The sequence below is a fragment of the Janthinobacterium sp. GW821-FHT03C08 genome (assembly GCF_059420905.1).
The window spans coordinates 157,869-176,791 of record NZ_JBWKUP010000014.1; the positions used below are offsets into that span (position 1 = coordinate 157,869).

At 63.7% G+C, this 18,923-nt stretch carries 18 protein-coding genes and 1 tRNA gene; 9 read left to right on the plus strand and 10 right to left on the minus strand.

What is annotated here, in order from left to right; all coding sequences use genetic code 11:
- Positions 1 to 20 precede the first annotated feature (20 nt).
- From AC07VL_RS20945 to AC07VL_RS20960, 4 genes are all read right to left on the minus strand, one after another.
- The gene (locus tag AC07VL_RS20945; RefSeq protein ID WP_494807539.1) at positions 21 to 3,221 is read right to left on the minus strand and encodes an efflux RND transporter permease subunit; all 3,201 of its coding nucleotides are present in this window, start codon (positions 3,219 to 3,221) and stop codon (positions 21 to 23) included.
- A 2-nt stretch (positions 3,222 to 3,223) separates the two neighbouring features.
- Positions 3,224 to 4,468 (minus strand): efflux RND transporter periplasmic adaptor subunit, encoded by a 1,245-nt coding sequence (locus tag AC07VL_RS20950; protein ID WP_494807540.1) that lies wholly within the window; start codon positions 4,466 to 4,468, stop codon positions 3,224 to 3,226.
- Between the two features lie 284 nt (positions 4,469 to 4,752).
- Positions 4,753 to 5,613 carry an alpha/beta hydrolase gene (locus tag AC07VL_RS20955; protein ID WP_494807541.1) on the minus strand — a complete coding sequence of 287 codons (861 nt, stop codon included), beginning with the start codon at positions 5,611 to 5,613 and terminating at the stop codon, positions 4,753 to 4,755.
- On the minus strand, positions 5,610 to 5,777 hold the full coding sequence (locus AC07VL_RS20960; protein WP_494807542.1) for a hypothetical protein: 168 nt from the start codon (positions 5,775 to 5,777) through the stop codon (positions 5,610 to 5,612). Before AC07VL_RS20960 ends, AC07VL_RS20955 begins: the two co-directional genes overlap by 4 nt.
- A gap of 190 nt (positions 5,778 to 5,967) precedes the next feature.
- Here AC07VL_RS20960 and AC07VL_RS20965 point away from each other — a divergent pair, with 190 nt between their 5' ends.
- Genes AC07VL_RS20965 through AC07VL_RS20975 form a run of 3 tightly spaced genes read left to right on the plus strand, consistent with a single transcriptional unit; the run spans position 5,968 to position 8,362 of the window.
- The gene (locus AC07VL_RS20965; RefSeq protein ID WP_494807543.1) at positions 5,968 to 6,927 is read left to right on the plus strand and encodes a LysR family transcriptional regulator; all 960 of its coding nucleotides are present in this window, start codon (positions 5,968 to 5,970) and stop codon (positions 6,925 to 6,927) included.
- Positions 6,924 to 7,907: a D-2-hydroxyacid dehydrogenase gene (locus AC07VL_RS20970; protein ID WP_494807544.1), complete on the plus strand. Its 984-nt coding sequence runs from the start codon at positions 6,924 to 6,926 to the stop codon at positions 7,905 to 7,907. The genes AC07VL_RS20965 and AC07VL_RS20970 overlap by 4 nt, the downstream gene beginning before the upstream one ends.
- On the plus strand, positions 7,904 to 8,362 hold the full coding sequence (locus tag AC07VL_RS20975) for a hypothetical protein (RefSeq protein ID WP_494807545.1): 459 nt from the start codon (positions 7,904 to 7,906) through the stop codon (positions 8,360 to 8,362). The genes AC07VL_RS20970 and AC07VL_RS20975 overlap by 4 nt, the downstream gene beginning before the upstream one ends.
- A gap of 12 nt (positions 8,363 to 8,374) precedes the next feature.
- Here the strand turns inward: AC07VL_RS20975 and AC07VL_RS20980 are convergent, their stop codons facing one another.
- From AC07VL_RS20980 to AC07VL_RS20990, 3 genes are all read right to left on the minus strand, one after another.
- Positions 8,375 to 8,878 carry a DUF1993 family protein gene (locus AC07VL_RS20980; RefSeq protein ID WP_494807546.1) on the minus strand — a complete coding sequence of 168 codons (504 nt, stop codon included), beginning with the start codon at positions 8,876 to 8,878 and terminating at the stop codon, positions 8,375 to 8,377.
- Positions 8,879 to 9,021: 143 nt separating this feature from the next.
- Complete coding sequence (locus tag AC07VL_RS20985; protein ID WP_494807547.1) at positions 9,022 to 9,561, minus strand: GNAT family N-acetyltransferase; 540 nt, start codon at positions 9,559 to 9,561, stop codon at positions 9,022 to 9,024.
- A complete protein-coding gene (locus AC07VL_RS20990; RefSeq protein WP_494807548.1) occupies positions 9,548 to 10,144 on the minus strand; it encodes a GNAT family N-acetyltransferase in 597 nt (198 codons plus the stop codon). Before AC07VL_RS20990 ends, AC07VL_RS20985 begins: the two co-directional genes overlap by 14 nt.
- 127 nt (positions 10,145 to 10,271) lie before the next feature.
- Here AC07VL_RS20990 and AC07VL_RS20995 point away from each other — a divergent pair, with 127 nt between their 5' ends.
- The 4 genes from AC07VL_RS20995 (at position 10,272) to AC07VL_RS21010 (ending at position 14,022) form a co-directional block, all read left to right on the plus strand.
- Positions 10,272 to 11,855 (plus strand): GGDEF domain-containing protein, encoded by a 1,584-nt coding sequence (locus AC07VL_RS20995; protein ID WP_494807549.1) that lies wholly within the window; start codon positions 10,272 to 10,274, stop codon positions 11,853 to 11,855.
- A gap of 14 nt (positions 11,856 to 11,869) precedes the next feature.
- Positions 11,870 to 12,631 carry a CPBP family intramembrane glutamic endopeptidase gene (locus AC07VL_RS21000; protein WP_494807550.1) on the plus strand — a complete coding sequence of 254 codons (762 nt, stop codon included), beginning with the start codon at positions 11,870 to 11,872 and terminating at the stop codon, positions 12,629 to 12,631.
- Positions 12,632 to 12,668: 37 nt separating this feature from the next.
- Positions 12,669 to 13,328, plus strand: a complete 660-nt coding sequence (locus AC07VL_RS21005; protein ID WP_494807551.1) for a hypothetical protein — start codon at positions 12,669 to 12,671, stop codon at positions 13,326 to 13,328.
- A gap of 193 nt (positions 13,329 to 13,521) precedes the next feature.
- On the plus strand, positions 13,522 to 14,022 hold the full coding sequence (locus tag AC07VL_RS21010) for a P-loop nucleotide/nucleoside kinase family protein (RefSeq protein WP_494807552.1): 501 nt from the start codon (positions 13,522 to 13,524) through the stop codon (positions 14,020 to 14,022).
- Here AC07VL_RS21010 and AC07VL_RS21015 read toward each other — a convergent pair.
- Both AC07VL_RS21015 and AC07VL_RS21020 read right to left on the minus strand, forming a co-directional pair.
- Positions 14,019 to 15,164, minus strand: a complete 1,146-nt coding sequence (locus tag AC07VL_RS21015) for an alpha-hydroxy acid oxidase (protein ID WP_494807553.1) — start codon at positions 15,162 to 15,164, stop codon at positions 14,019 to 14,021. The genes AC07VL_RS21010 and AC07VL_RS21015 overlap by 4 nt on opposite strands.
- Positions 15,165 to 15,256: 92 nt before the next feature.
- Positions 15,257 to 16,213 (minus strand): phytanoyl-CoA dioxygenase family protein, encoded by a 957-nt coding sequence (locus tag AC07VL_RS21020; RefSeq protein ID WP_494807554.1) that lies wholly within the window; start codon positions 16,211 to 16,213, stop codon positions 15,257 to 15,259.
- A 115-nt stretch (positions 16,214 to 16,328) separates the two neighbouring features.
- Between AC07VL_RS21020 and AC07VL_RS21025 the strand changes: the two genes are divergently transcribed.
- Positions 16,329 to 17,201, plus strand: coding sequence for a helix-turn-helix domain-containing protein (locus AC07VL_RS21025; RefSeq protein ID WP_494807555.1), 873 nt, complete (start codon positions 16,329 to 16,331; stop codon positions 17,199 to 17,201).
- Between the two features lie 54 nt (positions 17,202 to 17,255).
- Here the strand turns inward: AC07VL_RS21025 and AC07VL_RS21030 are convergent.
- Positions 17,256 to 17,332: transfer RNA gene (locus AC07VL_RS21030), tRNA-Arg, on the minus strand.
- Between the two features lie 221 nt (positions 17,333 to 17,553).
- On the opposite strand from AC07VL_RS21030, the gene AC07VL_RS21035 reads away from it, so the two are divergent.
- Positions 17,554 to 18,777, plus strand: a complete 1,224-nt coding sequence (locus tag AC07VL_RS21035) for a NosD domain-containing protein (RefSeq protein WP_494807556.1) — start codon at positions 17,554 to 17,556, stop codon at positions 18,775 to 18,777.
- Positions 18,778 to 18,923: the final 146 nt, after the last annotated feature.

Below are 18,923 nucleotides of genomic sequence, written 5' to 3' on the forward strand. Positions count from 1 at the left end.
CCGGATGATTGAATTGGTTTTCAATATATATCTCCTTCCAGGTCCAGCGCTGGCGCGGCGACAGGCTTGGCGGCAGCGGCGGCTGGTTTTTTCTCAAAACGCTGCGCCAGGGTGCGCAGCAGTACATAGAACACGGGCGTCAGGAACAGGCCGAAGAAGGTCACGCCCAGCATGCCGGCGAACACCGCCACGCCCATGGCATGGCGCATTTCCGAACCGGCGCCGTGCGAGAACACGAGGGGCACGACGCCCATGATGAAGGCGATCGACGTCATCAAAATCGGACGCAGGCGCAGACGGCACGCTTCCAGCGCCGCTTGCACGACGCTGCGACCATGGTCTTCCAGTTCGCGGGCAAATTCCACGATCAGGATGGCATTCTTCGACGCCAGCCCCACCAGCACGAACAGCGCGATCTGCGTGAACACATTGTTGTCGCCACCGGTCAGTTTGACGCCCAGCAAGGCGCACAGGATGGACATCGGCACGATCAGGATCACGGCCAGCGGCAGGGTCCAGCTTTCGTACTGGGCGGCCAGCACGAGGAACACCAGCAGCACGCACAGCGGGAACACGTAGATCATCGTATTGCCGGACAAGATGTCCTGGTAGGTCAGCTCCGTCCATTCATACGAAATCCCCTGCGGCAGCACTTCCTTGGCGATACGTTCCAGCGCCGCTTGCGCCTGGCCGCTCGATACGCCAGGGGCTGCGCCGCCGTTGAAATCGGCTGCGGCGTAGGCGTTGTAGCGCTGCACGCGGTCAGGACCATAGGTATCCTTGACCCGCATCAACGACGACAGCGGGATCATTTCGCCCTTGTCATTACGGACCTTCAGCTGCGCGATATCCTGGGCATGCGAACGGAAGGCCGCATCGGCCTGCACGCGCACCTGGTAGGTGCGGCCAAACTGGTTGAAGTCGTTCACGTACAGCGAACCGAGGTTGATCTGCAAGGTCTGGTAGATGGTTTGCAGCTGCACGCCCATCTGCTTGGCCTTCACGCGGTCGACGTCGGCGAACAGCTGCGGCACGTTGATCTGGTAGCCCGAGAACACGCCCGCCAGTTCCGGCGTCTGGTAGGCCTTGGCGGCCAGTGCCTGCGTGGCGTTGTACAGCGCGTCGTAACCGAGGTTGCCGCGGTCTTCGATCATCATCTTGAAGCCGCCGATGGTACCGAGGCCGTTGACGGGCGGTGGCGGGAAGACCATGATGAAGGCGTCCTGGATGCCGCCCAGGCGCTTGTTGATCTCGGCCGCGATGGCGCCGCCCGACAAGTCCTTGCTGGTGCGCTCGTCGAACGGTTTCAGGGTGGCGAAGACGATGCCGGAGTTCGGCGCATTGGTGAAGTCGTTGATCGACAGGCCCGGGAAGGCGATGGTCGATTCGACGCCGGGCACCGACTTGATCACGTCCGACATGCGGCGCACGACATCTTCCGTGCGGTCCAGCGAGGCGGCGTCGGGCAGTTGCGCAAAGCCCACCAGGTACTGCTTGTCCTGCGCCGGCACGAAACCGGCCGGCACGGCCTTGAAGGTGAAGATGGCGGCGACGACCAGCAGCGCATACACGCCCAGCGAGGCGCTCTTGCGGCCCAACACGCCCTTCACGCCCGCTTCATAGCGGTGCGAGGCACGGCCGAAGAAGCGGTTGAACCAGGCGAAGAAGCGGCCGAAGACCTTGTCCATGCCGCGCGTCAGCGCATCTTTCGGCGCATCGTGCGGTTTCAGCAGCGCGGCCGACAGGGCAGGCGCCAGGGTCAGCGAGCTGAAAGCGGAGATCACGGTCGAAATGGCGATCGTCAGCGCGAACTGGCGGTAGAACTCGCCGGACAAACCTGGCACGAAGGCGATCGGCACGAACACGGCGCACAGCACCAGGGCGATGGCGACGATGGGACCGCTCACCTCTTTCATGGCCTGGATGGTGGCGTCGCGCGGCGAGAGGCCTTCCTCGATATTGCGCTCGACGTTTTCCACCACCACGATGGCGTCATCGACGACGATACCGATGGCCAGCACAAGGCCGAACAGCGACAGGGTGTTGATCGAGAAGCCAAAGCCCAGCATCACGGCAAAGGTGCCCACGATGGAGACGGGAACTGCCAGCAGCGGGATGATCGAGGCGCGCCAGGTTTGCAGGAAGATGATCACCACCAGCACCACCAGGGCGATGGCCTCTAACAGCGTATGGATCACCGCTTCGATGGACGAGCGCACGAACTGCGTCGGGTCATACTCGATGCGGTATTCCACGCCTTGCGGGAAGTCTTTTTTCAGTTCGTCCATCTTGGCGCGCACGTCGGACGACAATTGCAGCGCGTTGGCATTCGGGGCCTCGAAAATACCCATGCCGACGGCCGGATTGTTGTTCAGCAGCGAACGCAGCGAGTAGCTGTTGGCGCCCATTTCCACGCGCGCCACGTCCTTCAGGTGCGTGACGGCGCCGTCGGCATTGGTGCGCACGATAATGGCGCCGAATTCCTCGGGCGTCTGCAAACGGCCCTGGGTATTGACGGTCAGCTGGAAGTCCGAGTTCTTCGCTGGCGAGGCGCCGATCACGCCGGCGGCCACCTGTACGTTCTGCTCGCGGATGGCGTCGACGACGTCATTGGCCGTCATGCCGCGCGCCGCCACTTTTTGCGGGTCGAGCCAGATGCGCATGGCGTAGTCGCCGGCGCCGAAGATCTGGATGTCGCCCATGCCGGGCAGACGGGCCAATTGATCCTTGACGTTCAGCACCGCGTAGTTACGCAAATACATGTCGTCATAGCGCTTGTTCGGCGAGACCAGGTGCACCACCATGGTCAGGTTGGGCGAGGACTTGACGGTGGTCACGCCGATCTGGCGCACTTCCTCGGGCAGGCGCGGCAAGGCGCGCTGCACGCGGTTCTGCACCTGCGTCTCGGCCTGCTCGACGTTGGTGCCGATCTTGAAGGTCACGGTCAGCATCATCGCGCCATCGGAGGTGTTTTGCGAGGACATGTAGAGCATGTTCTCGACGCCGTTGATCTGCTCTTCAAGCGGCGCGGCCACGGTTTCGGCGATCACTTTCGGGTTGGCGCCCGGGTACTGCGCGCGCACCACCACGGATGGCGGCACGACGTCGGGATATTCGGAGATGGGCAGGCCGAAAATCGACAGCAGCCCGGCCACGAATATGACGATCGACAGCACCGCCGCGAAGATCGGCTTGTCGATGAAAAAGCGGGAAAAATTCATGTTTATTCCTTGGAAGTCGATGCTGCTTTCGCGGCGATCTTGGCGTCTTTTGCTTCAGGTTTGGCGGGAGCGACGGGCGCCGTCGGGTCAAAATCCATCGCCACCATCTGCGGCGTCACGGGCGCGCCGGGGCGCACGCGCTGCAAGCCGTTGACGACGATTTTTTCGCCCGCCTTCAAGCCTTCGCGCACCACGCGCAAGCCGTCCGAGGCCGGGCCCAGCTTGACGGCGCGGTATTCGGCCTTGTTGTCGGCGCCCACCACGTAGACGTATTTGCGGCTCTGGTCCGTGCCGACGGCGCGGTCGGAGATCAGCAGCGCCGTGTTTTGCGCGTGCGGGCCATTGCCGCCGTCGAGCTGGACGCGGGCGAACAGGCCCGGCACCAGCTGGCGGTCCGTGTTGGCGAAGGTGGCGCGCATGCGCACGCTGCCCGTGGCCGGATCGAGCTGGTTGTCGACAAATTCCAGCTTGCCTTCATGCGGGAAGCCCGTTTCGTTGGCCAGGCCCACCTTGACGGTGACGGGCGTGCCCTTTTGCGCCGTGCCGGCCACGCGCAAATACGTATCCTCATCGCCGTCGAAGCTGGCGTAGATGCGGTCCGTCGACACCACCGACGTCAGGATGGCGGACGCGTCGATCAGGTTGCCGACGGTGATTTCCGCCTTGCTGACACGGCCGCTGATCGGTGCCTGCACCTGCGTGTACGACAGGTTCAGCCTGGCCGCTTCATACGCGGCTTGCGCCGAGCGGACGTTGGCGTCCAGCTCTTTCAGGCCCGAGGCCTTTTCATCGAATTCGCGCTGGGCGATGGCTTTTTCGGCCAGCAGCTTTTCAGCGCGCGACAGTTCCAGCTTGGCCAGTTCCGCCTTGGCGCGGGCGGAAGCGGCCGTGCCTTCGGCGCGCGACACTTCAGCCTGGAACGGACGCGGATCGATGACGAACAGCACGTCGCCTTTTTTGACTTCGCTGCCCGGCTTGAAGTTGACGGCCGTGATGAAGCCGCCGACCCGCGAGCGGATTTCCACGCGCTCGATCGCTTCCAGGCGGCCCGAGAATTCCTGCGTCTCCGTGATCTGTTTTTCCACCACGGCGGCGGCCGAGATGGGCGGGCCGCCGGCCGCGGGCGCGTCGGGCACCTTGCTGTTGGCCGAATCGCAGCCGGCCAGGCTCACAGCCACCAGTCCTGCCAGCGCCAGCGAGGCAGCCAGGGGCTTCAGCAGAGTGGAAAATTGTTGAACGTTTTTCATTTTATTTCCCTGTTTTATGAAAATTTCTAATGGTATGGGCGGCAGGAAGCAACCCAGCTTAAAAAGTGAATGGTGGTGCCATGGCGCCCGACGGCGCTCGATCAAAGGTAAACAGGCCGCCTGCGGGATAAAAGCAGACGGGGACGACGAAGCCGGCTGTGCGAATGCACAACGCAGACAGAAAGGGAGTTACAATGAGAATCTACACTCGACAGTGTAACAACCAAAACTCAAAAAGTAAACTGATTAGTGTAATTTTTTTTGCAGCGCCGCAAATGGCGGCTTTATGACTCGGGTTCCTGCCCCAGTCCGGCGACGAAACTGCTAATTTCGCTCAATACCTGCACCTTGCACGCGCACTCATTGCGGGCGGTAGCGTCCTGCAGCGGCGCGGCGGCCATGCGCCGCACGGTGGTCTTGATGCCGCAGGCGATCAGTTTGCTGCCGTATTGTTCAGCCTCGTCGCGCAATGGGTCGTCTTCGCTGGACAGGATGAGCGCCGGCGGCAGGTTCTTCAGGCGGCTCGACTGCAATGGCGACGCGTACGGGTGGCTGCGGTCGGCGGCATTCGGCAGGTAGCCGCGGTAGGCGGCGGCGCACTGGTCGGCCACTTCCGCCAAGTCCGGGCAGCTCGGCAAGGAGCGCATCGAGCAGGTCGACAGGCCGGGGTCGAGCATGGGCATGATCAGCACCTGGCCCGCGAGGGGCGGTCCGCCCCGGTCGCGCGACATCATGGCGCATACGGCGGCCAGGTTGGCGCCGGCCTCAATGCCCGACACCACCATCTGCTTGCCCGTCCAGCCCAGCTTGGACTTGTTCTTCTTTGCCCACAGCAGCACGGCATGCGCGTCTTCCACGGCGGCGGGGAATGGCCGCACCTTCGCCAAGGTGTAGTTCGCGGCCAGCACCACGTGGTCGGGGTTGCTCAGCACGAGGCAGCGCAGGAAGTCGTCCGCGTCGTCCAGGTCGCCGTCGACGAAGCCGCCGCCATGGAAGAAGACCATCAGGTTCGGCTGTTTGGCGCCCGGCACGCCGGCCGTATAGACGCGCGCTGCCAGCGCATCCTGCGCGCCCTGCACCTGGATGTCGCGGATCTTCAGCGCCTGGCCAGGTGCCAGTTCGGCTGCGGCGTCGGCAAACGTCATTGCGCCACCACGGGCTGCACGGCAGCATCGAGTACCGCGTCGTTCAGGCACAGCAAGGTGCCACCCATTTCATGGGTCAGGGCGCTGTAACCGCTGGCTTCGCTTTGCGCCGCCATCGAGTAGGCATCCGTCGATACCATCGCGGCCAGAGCAAGCGAGCTCATGGCGAGAGCGAGCACTGCAAAGATTCCATTCCGATGACCCATGATTTTTCTCCTGTGAACTTCCTGCGGCAATCAGATTTATGCTGCAGTACAACAACTATAGACTTGATCTACAATCTGATAAAGAGTGCAATGACGAATTGATTGTTCAGGATTCTGAATAATCACGCTGAAAGTGATAGGAAATCAAGTGAACAAGCTGCAAGCCATGGAAGTTTTCATCCAAGTCGTCGATGCGGGCGGCTTTACGCGCGCGGCGGAAAACATGCAGCTGCCGAAGGCCACCGTCTCGACCCTGATCCAGTCGCTGGAAACGAGCTTGTCGGTTAAATTGCTCAACCGCACCACGCGCCACGTCAGCATCACGTCCGACGGCGCCGCGTATTACGAACGCTGCGTGCGCATCCTGTCGGACGTGCGCGAAGCGGAGGAATCGCTGTCGCGCACGCGGCTGAGTCCCAGCGGACGGCTGCGCGTGGATGCGCCCACGGCCCTGGCCAGCGAACTGATCATCCCTGCCCTGCCCGACTTCTTTGCCCGCTACCCGGACATCTCGCTGGAGCTGGGCTGCAGCGACCGCCCCGTCGACCTGATCGAGGAAGGCGTGGATTGCGCCGTGCGCGGCGGTGAATTGGGCGACCTGAACCTGATCGCGCGCCGGGTCGGCGTGCTGCATTTCATGACCTGCGCCGCGCCCGGCTATCTGGCGCGCTACGGCACGCCGCTGCACCCGACCGACCTGGCGCAGCACCGGGGCGTGAATTTCTTTTCCGCCAAGACCGGTAAAACGTTCGAGTGGGATTTCACGCGCGCGGGCGAACGCATCCAGATGTCCATGCCCAGCCATATCGCCCTGAACGACTCGAACGCCTATGCGGCGGCCGGCCTGGCGGGCCTGGGCATCGTGCAAATGACGCATTTCATGCTTGCGCCCCTGCTGGAACAGGGCAAAATGGTGGAATTGCTCAGTGAATGGGAATCCGACCCCCTGCCCATCCACGTGATCTATCCGCCCAACCGCCACCTGTCCGCCAAGGTGCGCGTGTTTGTCGAATGGGTCGCCGACATGTTTACCAACCACCCGGCCACGCAGCTGAAGGGCAAGAGCGCCCTGCCCGCGCGTGCCGCCCTGACCGAGGCCCAGCCATGACCGCAGCAAGCACACCACCGCACCTGCACCCGCACCGCATCGTCTTTCTCGACCGCGACAGCCTGATCGCCACCGTACGCCCGCCCGCCTTCGCGCACCGCTGGCAGGAATACCCGCACACGCGGGGCAGCGAGCAGACGGTAGCCCGATTGCAAGGCGCCACCATCGCCATCACGAATAAAGTGCCCCTGCGCGCAGCCGAGCTGGACCAGCTGCCGGACTTGCAAATGATCGCCGTGGCCGCCACGGGCACGGACATCCTCGACCTGGCCGCCTGCCGCGAACGGGGCATCGTCGTGGCGAATATCCGCGACTATGCGCGCGCCACCGTGCCCGAACACACCCTGGCCCTGATGCTGGCCCTGCGCCGCCAGCTCATCGCCTACCGTACCGACGTGGAAGCGGGCCTGTGGCAGGCGTCGGACCGCTTCTGCCTGTTCGGCCACCCCATCCGCGACCTGGCCGGCAGCCGCCTGGGCTTGCTCGGCTATGGCGCGCTGGGCAAGGCCGTGGCCCAGCTGGGGCGCGCCTTCGGCATGCAGGTCATCGTCCACAACCGTTCCCCGATCCAGGAAGACGGCGTGCAGGAAGTGAGTTTTGACGAATTGCTGGCCACCTCCGACGTACTGAGCCTGCACCTGCCCCTGACGGACAAGACGCGCCACATCATCGGAGAGCAAGAATTGGCCCGCATGCAGCCGACGTCCCTGCTGATCAACACGGCGCGGGGCGGCCTCGTCGATGAAGCGGCGCTGGCACAGGCATTGACGAACGGCGTCATCGCCGGCGCCGGCTTCGACGTGCTCTCCAAGGAGCCGCCGCCACCAAACAACCCGCTGTTGAACTTGCGCCTGCCCAACTTCATCCTCACCCCGCACACGGCCTGGGCCAGCGGCGAAGCCATGCAGAAGCTGGCCGACATCCTGATCGGCAACGTGGAAGCGTTCGTGCGGGGCGCGCCCACCAACGTGGTGGCATGAGCCTGTTAAACGAACTGGATGAACTGCTGCGCAGCGACGACGATGAGTATGACCGCCTCGACCTGTTTCAGGAGGCGGATGAATTGATCGGGCAGTTGCGGACGGCCGACGTGCCCGCGCTGCTGGCCTTGTGGCCGGCACGCCCCCTCTGCTGGCAACAACGGTTCACGCAAGCAAGCAGCAACATCGACGGCGCCATCCTGCGCGCCCTGCTGGCCGGTTTGCTGCAGATCAAGGGGACGCCCCACGGCGTGCTGGAACTGATGACGCGCCTGCCTCCCACGGCGGACGCCTCACCGCTCAGCGAGGCGCTGCTCGATTACGCACAGCACGCCTGGCATGCGCAAGGGCCGGCGCGGCACCGGCAGATCCACATGAGCTGCTGGAGCTGCGGGCTGTCCGGCCGGCTAATGAAGCGGCTGGGGCTGGCTTCCTGGAAGGATGCGGGGCTGTAGCGGCCGGCGCGCTTACGATAACGCCGGCCGCTCGAAGCTGAACCCCGGCGCATATGCGTGATAGCCGTCGAAATCGCCCTTGCCGATGGCAGCGCCGCTGCTGCGCGCAATCGCATACGCCATGCCGAAGTGAAAATAGAAATTCGGCAAAATATACAAATTCAGATACTCGTCGGCGGGCAAGGCGATGTCGGCGAAGCCGGCGCGGTCGCGGCAGAGGCGATCCGGCGGCCCGTCAAAGCGCCCGGCGGGAATGTCATGGAGGTAAAGCATGGTCTGCGCGAGCTGTTCCTGCAGGCTGGCGGCCGCGCTAAAATCGGGCACGTCCAGTCCTGCCAGCGGGCAGCAGCCGCGCAGGGCAAAGCCCGCCGCCGCGCGCACCTGCTGGGCAAACGGCAGCATGTCCGGATGCAAGCGGGCCGCCAGCAGTGGCGGCGCGGTGCCGGTCTTGTCGAGCATGGCGGACAGCTGGGCCAGGGAGCGGCAAAAGACGGTGACGGGGTGACAGTGCATCATTTCCTGCGGCAAGAGTGAAGAGGACAGGAGTGTGCCACAGCCTGCCGCGTGCCCCCCCTTCTACGCCGGAGCTTGCTGGAAAATACCCGGATGACTGCATGCGCCTCCATGGCCCGCGTGGTCCTGGCACCGGGCCAGGCGCCTCATGAAAGCTCGGCGATGCGCGCATACAGCCAGAAGTTGCCGGATCTTCCACGGACTTGCCGGTAGCTGCGCAGATAGCCTTCGCGCCCGAAGGCGCAGCGCTCGAGCACGCGGATCGAACGTTCATTACTCTCCAGCACAGTCGCCTGGATGCGCAGGAAGCCGAGGCATTGGAAACCCCAGTCCGCGACAGCGTTCACGAGGGAGGTGGCCACGCCCTGCCCCCACACGGCAGGCGCCAGGTCATAGGCAATTTCCGCCGTGCGATGCTGCGGGGAAATGGCATTGAAGCCGATGGTGCCCACCAGCCGGCCGCTGTCGCGCAGTACCACGGCCAGGCGGATCGATGACGCTGGCCGGGCCGATGCGTAGTCATCGACATTGGCCTGCAAGTCATCGGCGCTGCGCAAGGCCCAGCTCGTGTACTCCACGACGACGGGATCGGACAAATAGGCGTACCAGGCAGGCACGTCGGCGCGCGCCAGGTGGCGGAGCATCACCAGCGGGTGGGTGGAAGCGGGCAAGTCAGCGGGCGTCATCACGCCGTCCAGCCATGGCGGACGCCCCATCCTGGCGCCCCGCCTCCCACTCGCGCCGCAGCAAGCCGTACAGGGCGGAGTCGCTGACATGGCCGTCGACGATCCAGCGTTCGGGCAGGAAACCCTCCTGGTTAAAACCCTGGCGCTCCAGGGCGCTGGCCGAACCGGCGTTGAGCGGGTCGATATCGGCTTCCAGGCGGTTCAGGTCGCGCTCGACAAACGCGTACTCGATCAGCGCCGACAGGGCTTCGTGCATATAGCCCTTGCCCCAGTACGGGCGGCCCAGCGCGTAGCCGATCTCGGCGCGGCGGTTTTGCGGGTGCAGGGAAAACAGGGTGCAGCTGCCCAGATATTCTCCCGTGGCCTTCAGTTCGATGGCGAAGCGAAAGAATTCCTCTTTCTCGAAGGCGGCACTGTCTTCGGCGATCTGGCGCGCCGCGCGGCTGGCGTCGGTCCACGGCGGTTCGCTGAAATAGCGCATCACGTCGGGATCGCTATGCATGGCGAACAGAGCCGCCTCATCGGATGGCTGCGGTTTGCGCAGGATCAAGCGTTCGGTGCTGATGCTTTTTGTGTAGGCCATGCCATTCCAATCCAGGTTCAAACGGACGATTCTTATTATTCCATGCAACTATAAGAATGTGGCAACTTTGTGCCCATGCTTTTAATGTAGTATGGCAATATTTTTACCATATCAATGGTGCAAGCCTATGCACGCAGCAAAAGACGCAATACACTCGCTGGCAGGCCCGTCGCAGCCCGAGGACTTGCGCAGCCACAGGCGGCCAGCCGTCATCTGGGCCGGCATCGCCTTTTTCTCCATGTGCGCCATGCTGCTCGGCATGACCGTCTGGATCGTCTGGTCTTCGCACACGGTGCGCCTGCGCGAAGCGGGCGCGACGACAGAAAACATGGCGCGTGCCCTCGCCTCGCAAGCGTACATGGAACTGGAAATCGCCGACGTCATGCTGGAAGATCTCGCCGAGCACGTCCGCAACGAAGGCAATGATGACCATACGGGCGAACGCCTGGAATCGCATCTGGTGCAGCTGTCCAGGAGGTTTGTGGAAATTGCCGGCGTCTTCATTTTTGACAGCGAGGGCGACTGGCTGGCCACCTCCTCCGGCACGGGGCAGGAAGGCAACAATGCCGACCGTGATTACTTTATTTATCACAAGACACACAAACAGCTGGGCAGCCGCATCAGTGCGCCGGTGCTCAGCAAGACCAGCGGACAATGGGTCTTGCCCGTGTCGCGCCGGGTCGAATCGGCGGATGGGTCCTTTGCCGGCGTGGTGCTGGTCACCCTGGGGCTGGCATCTTTCGAGCGCATCTATGACAGCCTCAATCTGGGCAAGACGGGCACGGCGTTCTTTGCCCTCGATGACGGCACATTGATCTACCGGCGGCCGTTCCAGAGCAATGTCATCGGCATGGATATCTCGTCGGGCGCCCTCCTGCGCGCCTACCGCGAACACGGCCCCGTCGGCACGGCCATGATGACGGCGAAAGTGGACGAGATCGAACGGCTGTACAGCTATCGCCACCTGGAACGCTTTCCCGTCATCGTCGCGGCGGGCTTGTCGAAGGAAGATATTTTTGCCGAATGGCAGCGGCTGAGCATGCAAATCGTGCTGGCCTCGCTGGCGGCGGGGGCACTGCTGCTGTACCTGTTCCGCAAGCTGATGCGGCAGATTGCCATACGCGACCGTATCGAGACCAGCCTGCGCCTGGCCAGTGCCGAGCTGCAGCAGGCCAATGCGGACCTGGCAACGCGCGCCTCGCAGGATGGCTTGACGGGGCTGGCGAACCGCCGCAGCTTCGACGAAACGCTGGCCCAGGAACTCAACCGCGCCCGGCGCAATGGCCAGCTGCTGTCGCTGATCATGCTGGACGTGGATTTCTTTAAAAAATTTAATGACCAGTACGGCCACGTGGCCGGCGACGCATGCCTGCAGGCGGTGGCCGGCGCCGTGGCGCGCAGCGTGGGCCGGACGGAAGACCTGGCGGCGCGCTACGGCGGCGAGGAATTTGCCGTGATCCTGCCCGGCACCGGCACCGCCGGCGCGCTGGACGTCGCCGAAGCCATCCGCGCGGCGGTGGTGGCCCTGCAGATACCGCACGCGGCCAGCGCCATCGACATCGTCACCGTCAGCCTGGGCGCCGCCACGCTCGAGCCGGACGTGGGCCGGCACGCGGACGCCACGGAACTGATACGCCAGGCCGACGCCTTACTGTACCAGTCGAAAAACAGCGGGCGCAACCGCGTCACCATCCACACACCTGCGGCATGAGGCCGATCATTTCCATGCCAAGAATCCATATCACCCTGCCGGTGGCCATCGCCGCGCTGGCCGTCTGGCTGGTCCTGACGCTGGGCGTGCGCTGGTTCGCATCGGCCGGCAATCCGGGTGTGGAGGCAGCCGTGAGCAGCGGCATCGGCATGTCGTGGGCATTGGCCGCGCTGTTCTCGCTGGCGCTGGTGCTGGCATCGGACCGGCGCCGCGCGGCCGGACTGTATGCGCCGCAGCCCCTGAAAACCTTCTGGCTGGTCTGGCCGCCCCTGCTGTATGCCCTGCTGATGCTGCTGCTGGCCTGGGCCGGCGGCTGGCCGATGCCGCGCGTGCTGCTGATGGTGGCCTGCAATGCGGCCCTGGTGGCCATCTCGGAAGAGCTGATGTTCCGTGGCATATTGCTGCAAGGCATGCTGGAGCGGTATGCGCTCTGGCCGGCCGTGCTGATGTGCTCGGCACTATTCGGCGTGGTGCACACCACCAATGGCCTGGCCACGGGCGACGTCAGCGGCGCCCTGTGGCAAGCCGTGGCCGCTGCCTTGCAGGGTGTCGGCTATGCGGCCATCCGCCTGCGCACCCGCTCCGTCTGGCCCATGGTGCTCGTGCATGGACTGTGGGACTTCGCGCTGGTGACGGCCACCTTGCCGCACCCGGCCGAAGACGGCGCATCCATCCTGCCGTATGCCGCCCTGCTGGCCGTGCTGCCCCTGTGCCTGTACGGCGTTTACCTGCTGCGTCCCAGCCAGCGCGCCGCCCTGGCCCCTTCATGCAGCTAGCATGACAGGATTCATGTTGATTGATTGACGAGCTTGCATGACATTTTTTTCACGTGATTACGAGGTATTTCTGCTGCTGGCCGCGCCCGGTGCGGCAGCGCTGTGGCATGCGGCCGAATGGACCCCGTTCGCGGCCAGCCTCGACGGCATCGTCGCGCAGGCGGGAACGCGGGGCAAGGCAGGCGTGCGCAGCCACCAGTACAGTCCCAAGGGCAAGCCGCTCGCCTTTGGCCGCCTGGGCTGGGACGACAAATCGCATGCGAAGTGGACGCACACGGCGGCCACGACCGAGGCGCGCTTCATGAGCCTGGAAGCGTGGGCGCCATCGTGGACGGTGTGCGAAAAGGACGACCAGGCGCCCGATTTCTTCCTCGCCCTGGCCAATGAAGCGCTGCTGGGTCGCGCGAACAAGCCCTTGCGGTTCGGCCAGCGCCTGGTCTGCGCCATCGCCACGGACATGGGGCCGGAAGCGGCCGCCACCCTGCGGCAAGCGCTGGCGCAACTGGCCGCGCAACAAGACGCCGTCGTCTTCGCCCGCACGCGACGCCAGTGGGGCCGCGCCTCGCCGTATGGCGGCCTCACGGACGCCATCCAGGACATGCTGATCGGCGGCCTGTTCCGGGAGGACGACCCGCACGCGCTGCCGCTCGATGCGCACGCCTTCCGCGACGCGTGGACCTTGCTCGACACGCATTGACAAGGCCCCGCTGGCATGGCATCGTTCTCCCATGCAATCGCCATTCCCGCCTCTGCCCTCCATTATTGCCGCCATTCCAACGATGGTGGCTGGCCAGGAATAAGATTGCCAAAGCCGCCCGGAAGGCGGCTTTGATCTGCAGCAAACAGTCAAAACGTCTCGCGGGCTTTACTTCCCTTTCAAGCGAGCGACCATGTCCCCTTTTTCCAGCACCGCCCCCACCCTGCACCTCGTGTGCGGCAAGATTGCCTCCGGCAAGTCCACCCTGACCGCCCGCCTTGCGCAGGCGCCAAGAACCGTGCGCATCAGCGAAGACAGCCTGCTGGCGCAGCTGTATCCGGGCCAGATCGCCAGCCTGGCCGACTATGTCGCCTGCGCGGCGCGGCTGCGCGCGGCCATCGCCCCTTTGGCCCTGCAGATGCTGCAGGCGGGCGTGTCCGTCGTGCTCGACTTCCCCGCGAATACGCCCGCCAGCCGGGCCTGGATGCGCGAGCTGTTCCAGCAGGCGGGCGTGCCGCACGTGCTGCACTACCTCGACGTGCCAGACGAGGAATGCAAGACGCGCTTGCGCCAACGCAATGCCAGCGGACTGCACCCGTTTTCCACCAGCGACGCGCAATTTGATGAAATCACGCGCCACTTCGTGCCGCCCGACGCATCGGAAGGCTTTGATATTGTGCGGATTGCCGCTTAAAACGTCCCCGGCAGCAGGATTTTCTTGTCCACCTGCTGCAGGTCGCGCAAGCCGCAGAAGGCCATCGTCAAGTCCAGCTCATTGCGGATGATGTCCAGGCATTTCGTCACGCCCGGGCCGCCCATGGCGCCCAGGCCGTACAGGAAGGGGCGGCCGATGTACACGCCCTTGGCGCCCAAGGCCACGGCCTTGATCACGTCCTGGCCCGAGCGGATGCCGCCGTCCATGTGCACTTCGATGGCGCTGCCGACGGCGTCGACGATGGCGGGCAAGGCTTCGATCGACGATTGCGCCCCGTCGAGCTGGCGTCCGCCGTGGTTCGAGACGATCAGCGCGTCGGCGCCGCTTTCCACGGCCAGGCGCGCGTCCTCGGGGTCCATGATGCCCTTGATGATCAGTTTGCCGCCCCAGCGCTGCTTGATCCATTCCACGTCCGCCCACGACAGGCTCAGGTCGAACTGCTGCTGCGTCCAGGCCGACAGCGACGACATGTCGGAGACCGACGTGGCGTGGCCGACGATGTTGCCGAAACCGCGCCGCTGCGTGCCCAGCATGCCCGCCACCCAGCGCGGCTTGGTGGCCATGTTGATGATATTCGGAATGGTGAGCTTGGGCGGCGCCGACAGGCCGTTGCGCAAGTCCTTGTGGCGCTGGCCCAGCACCTGCAAGTCCAGGGTCAGCACGAGCGCGCCGCATTTGGCCGCCTTGGCGCGGTCGATCAGGCGGTTGATGAATTCGCGGTCCTTCATCACGTACAGCTGGAACCAGAACGGTTTTGTCGTGTTCGCCGCCACGTCCTCGATCGAGCAGATGCTCATGGTCGACAGGGTGAACGGCACGCCAAACTTCTCGGCCGCCTGGGCCGCGAGGATTTCGCCATCGGCATGCTGCATGCCCGTCAAGCCCGTGGGCGACAGGGCCACCGGCATCGAGACCACCTGCCCGACCATGGTCGAGGCCAGGCTGCGGTTTTCCAGGTTGACGGCCACGCGCTGGCGGAATTTGATTTTCGCGAAATCGCTGCTGTTGGCGCGGTAGGTCGATTCCGTCCAGGAGCCGGAATCGGCGTAGTCATAAAACATGCGCGGCACCCGTTTCTGGGCCAGCACGCGCAAGTCTTCGATGCAGGTGATGATACTCATGCGTTTCCTCGGTCGATGGCTAGTCGGACCATGATCGTGCATTTGCCGGCAATTGTCTATCCGGCAGGCAAGCCTGGCGGAGGGAACCTGGTTTACCAGTTGCGCGCGCCGAGGATCTGCTCGCCCAGTTCGCTCAACTGCGCCTGCGGGTAGCGCAGCTTTTCCTTTTCCTCGGGGTCGCCGGGAAACGCATAGCCCTGCGGCGCGCTGCGCTCGCGCCAGCTTTGCACCCTCCAGTCGCGCAAGGCCTGGTTATCTTCCTGCGCGGGCGTGAAGGAAATGTACTGCGCAAGGCGCACCTGGTCCGTGGACGTGTTCGGGCGGATGCCGTGCGCCAGCAGGCTGTTGAAGATCAACAACTCGCCTTTCTTCATGGCGATGAATTCCATCGGGTACGGCACCGTCGCCAGGTCCGGCTGCCACGGGTTGCGGTCGAGCGGCACCGTCTTGCGCCATTCCAGCAAGTGCTGGAACAGTTGCGGATAGCATTGAAAACCGCCGCTCTCGGGCGAGGTGTCGGACAGGGCCAGCACGCCCTGCACGTTGACGGGCAGCGGGTCGAGCGTGGTATCGGCATCCCAGTGGATGAAGCCGCCAAACTTGCGCTTGCCATGGTTCGGCGTGTTCAGGTTGGCGCGGTCGATGGTCACCCACAGATCCTGGCGGTCCCAGATATCGACAAAGGCGTCGTACACGCGCGGGGTCTGGCGGTTATCCCACAGGGTCTGGTTGTGATAGGCCTCGACCATGCCGGAGCCGTTGAGTTCCTGCATCGCGTGGTCGCGCAGCTGGTCGCGGTTCCACGTGGCGGGGTCATGCTGGTCGAGTCCCTGGAATTCCCACAGGAAATCGGTTGTGCGCCGCACCTGTTCGGGCGGTACCGCATCCTTGACGATGACGTAGCCGTAGGTTTGCCAGTGCAGGAAATCGCTGGCGGACAGCACGCGCAGGGGCAGCTGCTTGCGGATATCGCGCAACTGGGTCTGTTCCGTGTAGGCCACGGACGGGTTGCCGGGACGGTCTTCGCCGTATTGATATGGGTTCTGCATCGCTGTCTCCTGTGTGGGTGTGAGACAGATTGTGCGATGACGCGGCCAGTTGAAATGCGCGCCAAGCGGCCAATACTGATACTATCCTGACTATTCCAACGTTCACAACGTCACGATGACGCCTTTATTCGAACAAGTCACGATACCGCCCGGCCACTCCTGGGGCTTGCTGTGGCGCGAACTCGATGCCATTCCCTTCATCTGGCACTATCACCCGCAGTTCGAGCTGACCCTGACGGTGAATGCCCGTGGACAGCGCTACATCGGCGACCACGTGGGCGACTTCGAGCCGGGCGACCTGGTGTTGCTGGGGCCGAATCTGCCGCACACGTGGTCCGCCAGCGAGCGCATCGACAGCGCGCAGCCCATGCTGGCCGTCGTCGTGTGGTTTTCGCCCGAATGGCTGGCGCAGCTGGCGGCCTGCTTTCCCGAGCTGCACAGCTTGCGGCAACTGGCGGCGCGCGCCGGCCCTGCCCTGCATTTTTCGCCGGAAGCGAGCGCGCGCTGCGCGGCCAGGCTGCTGCAGCTTAATGCCCTGTCCGTGCCGCAGCGCCTGCCGCTGCTGCTCGACGTGCTGCTGGAACTGGCGGGCGATGCGGGCGCGCAGCCGCTGGCCTCGCAAGCGCAGGCGCCGCTGCCCGATGGGCAACAAAAACGCATGGCCGGCGTGTTCGACTTCATGCACGCACATTTCCGGGAAGAAATCGCACTGGAAACCCTGGCGCAGAAGGCGGCCCTGTCGCTGGGCGCCTTCCACCGCTGCTTCAAGCGCCACGCGCATTGCACGCCGGGCGACTACCTGGCGCGGCTGCGCATCGGCCGCGCCTGCCAACAGCTGATCGAGAGCAATCTCGCCATCGCCGTCATCGCACAGGAGGCGGGCTACCGCAACCTGGCGCATTTCAACCGCCAGTTCCGCGCCGCCAGGCACGTCACGCCGCGCGCGTTTCGCCAGCAGTACCGGCGCGGCGCCACAGGCACGACATAATTCGTTCGGAAACGAAAAAGGGGACCAGATTTTACAATCTGATCCCCGATATTCTGGTGCGGCTGGCAGGAATTGAACCCACGACCCCTTGGTTCGTAGCCAAGTACTCTATCCAGCTGAGCTACAGCCGCCTAAGACACGATTATAGCAGGGCTTTGCAGAATGGCAAAGGGCGTGGCGGCGATATTTCACAGTTGATGCGGACCAACTGCCTGGGCGCACCGCGCACGCCGCCTGCGCGGTGCGAAAATTACTTCTTTTACATTTAAATAAAACAACGTTATTTAATGATGTTATATTTAAGATAATTAAATAAATTCCAGCCGTCCCACTCCCGCCACCAGAGGAAATCATGCGCCCTGCCTGTTCGACTTTCGCCTTCGCCACCTTTGCCGCCCTCGCCCTGACGCCGGCCGTGCATGCCCAGACCATGATGAGCATCAGCGCCCTGCAAGGCGATCCGGCGCCGCCGCCCGTGGTGTTCATCTCGGATACGGGCCGCGAGGGCCTGTTTTACCTGTCCGGCACGGGTGCCGCCGCCGACGCCGACGGTGCCACGACCATCCTCAGCGGCAACAAACTGTACAAGCGTTCGTACAGCGGCGCCCTGCACGCCAAGTGGTTCGGCCTGTCGGAAGCGTCGGCCAACAATACCTCTGCCGTCACGGCCGCCATCGGCAGGCTGAAATCCGGTCAGGAACTGGTGATCGATGCGGGCGAATACAGATTCCAGGGTGCGCTGCGCCTGCCTGCGAACAAACGCATCCGCCTGACGTCGCTGGGCACCCTGTACTTCGGATCTGGCGACGGCATCATCGTGGAAAATACCCATGATGTGTATTTGGAAAAAATCGTCGGCCGGAGCTGGACCAGCGCCACGCCCGATTACAGCACCTACAGCGGCTCCGGCGTCACCCTGCTCAACGCCTCGAATGCCAACCTCAACGCGCGCTGGATCGAGGGATTCAGGAATGGCATCAAGGTCACGGGCGACGGCACCGGCAAGGGATCGCAGTACAACAAGGTGCAATTCAATTACCTGTACCAGAACGCGGTGGGCATCTACCTGACGACGGAAAGCACGGGCAGCCAGAACTGGGTCAATGAAAACACCTTCACTGGTGGCCGCATCGCGGGCGAAACAGGCTTGCGCGCCGAGAAGGGCCCGAACCAGACGGATTATTTCAACGGCAACAAGTTCTATAACATCGGCTTTGAAAGCCTGCTCAACGGCATAGACGCCGACCATTTCAGCCACAACACGATCATTGCGCCCCGCTTCGAGCAGGTGCAATACGGCATCAACCTGAAATCGAATACCTACAGCAATACCATTATCAGCAGCAGCATTTACGAAGGCAGCTTTGTCGGCGGCGGCGTACCGGGCAATGCAGGAAAGTACACGACCGTACTGGGTACCCTGCTGACGACGGGAGGCATGATGTCGGGAGCACTGAGCATCTCGAACCAGGAAGGGAAATTTCTTTCGGTCAACAGGGACCCCAGCCACAGCGCCAACAGCGAAACGCTGGGCAAGATCCTGAGCCTGTCGAACCTGGTGAATGTCGTGCCGTAAGGACAGCACGCGCGGCAATGCAAAAAGCCCGGAGAGCGGGCTCTCCGGGCTTTTCATTTACTGCTGATACTGGTGCGGCTGGCAGGAATTGAACCCACGACCCCTTGGTTCGTAGCCAAGTACTCTATCCAGCTGAGCTACAGCCG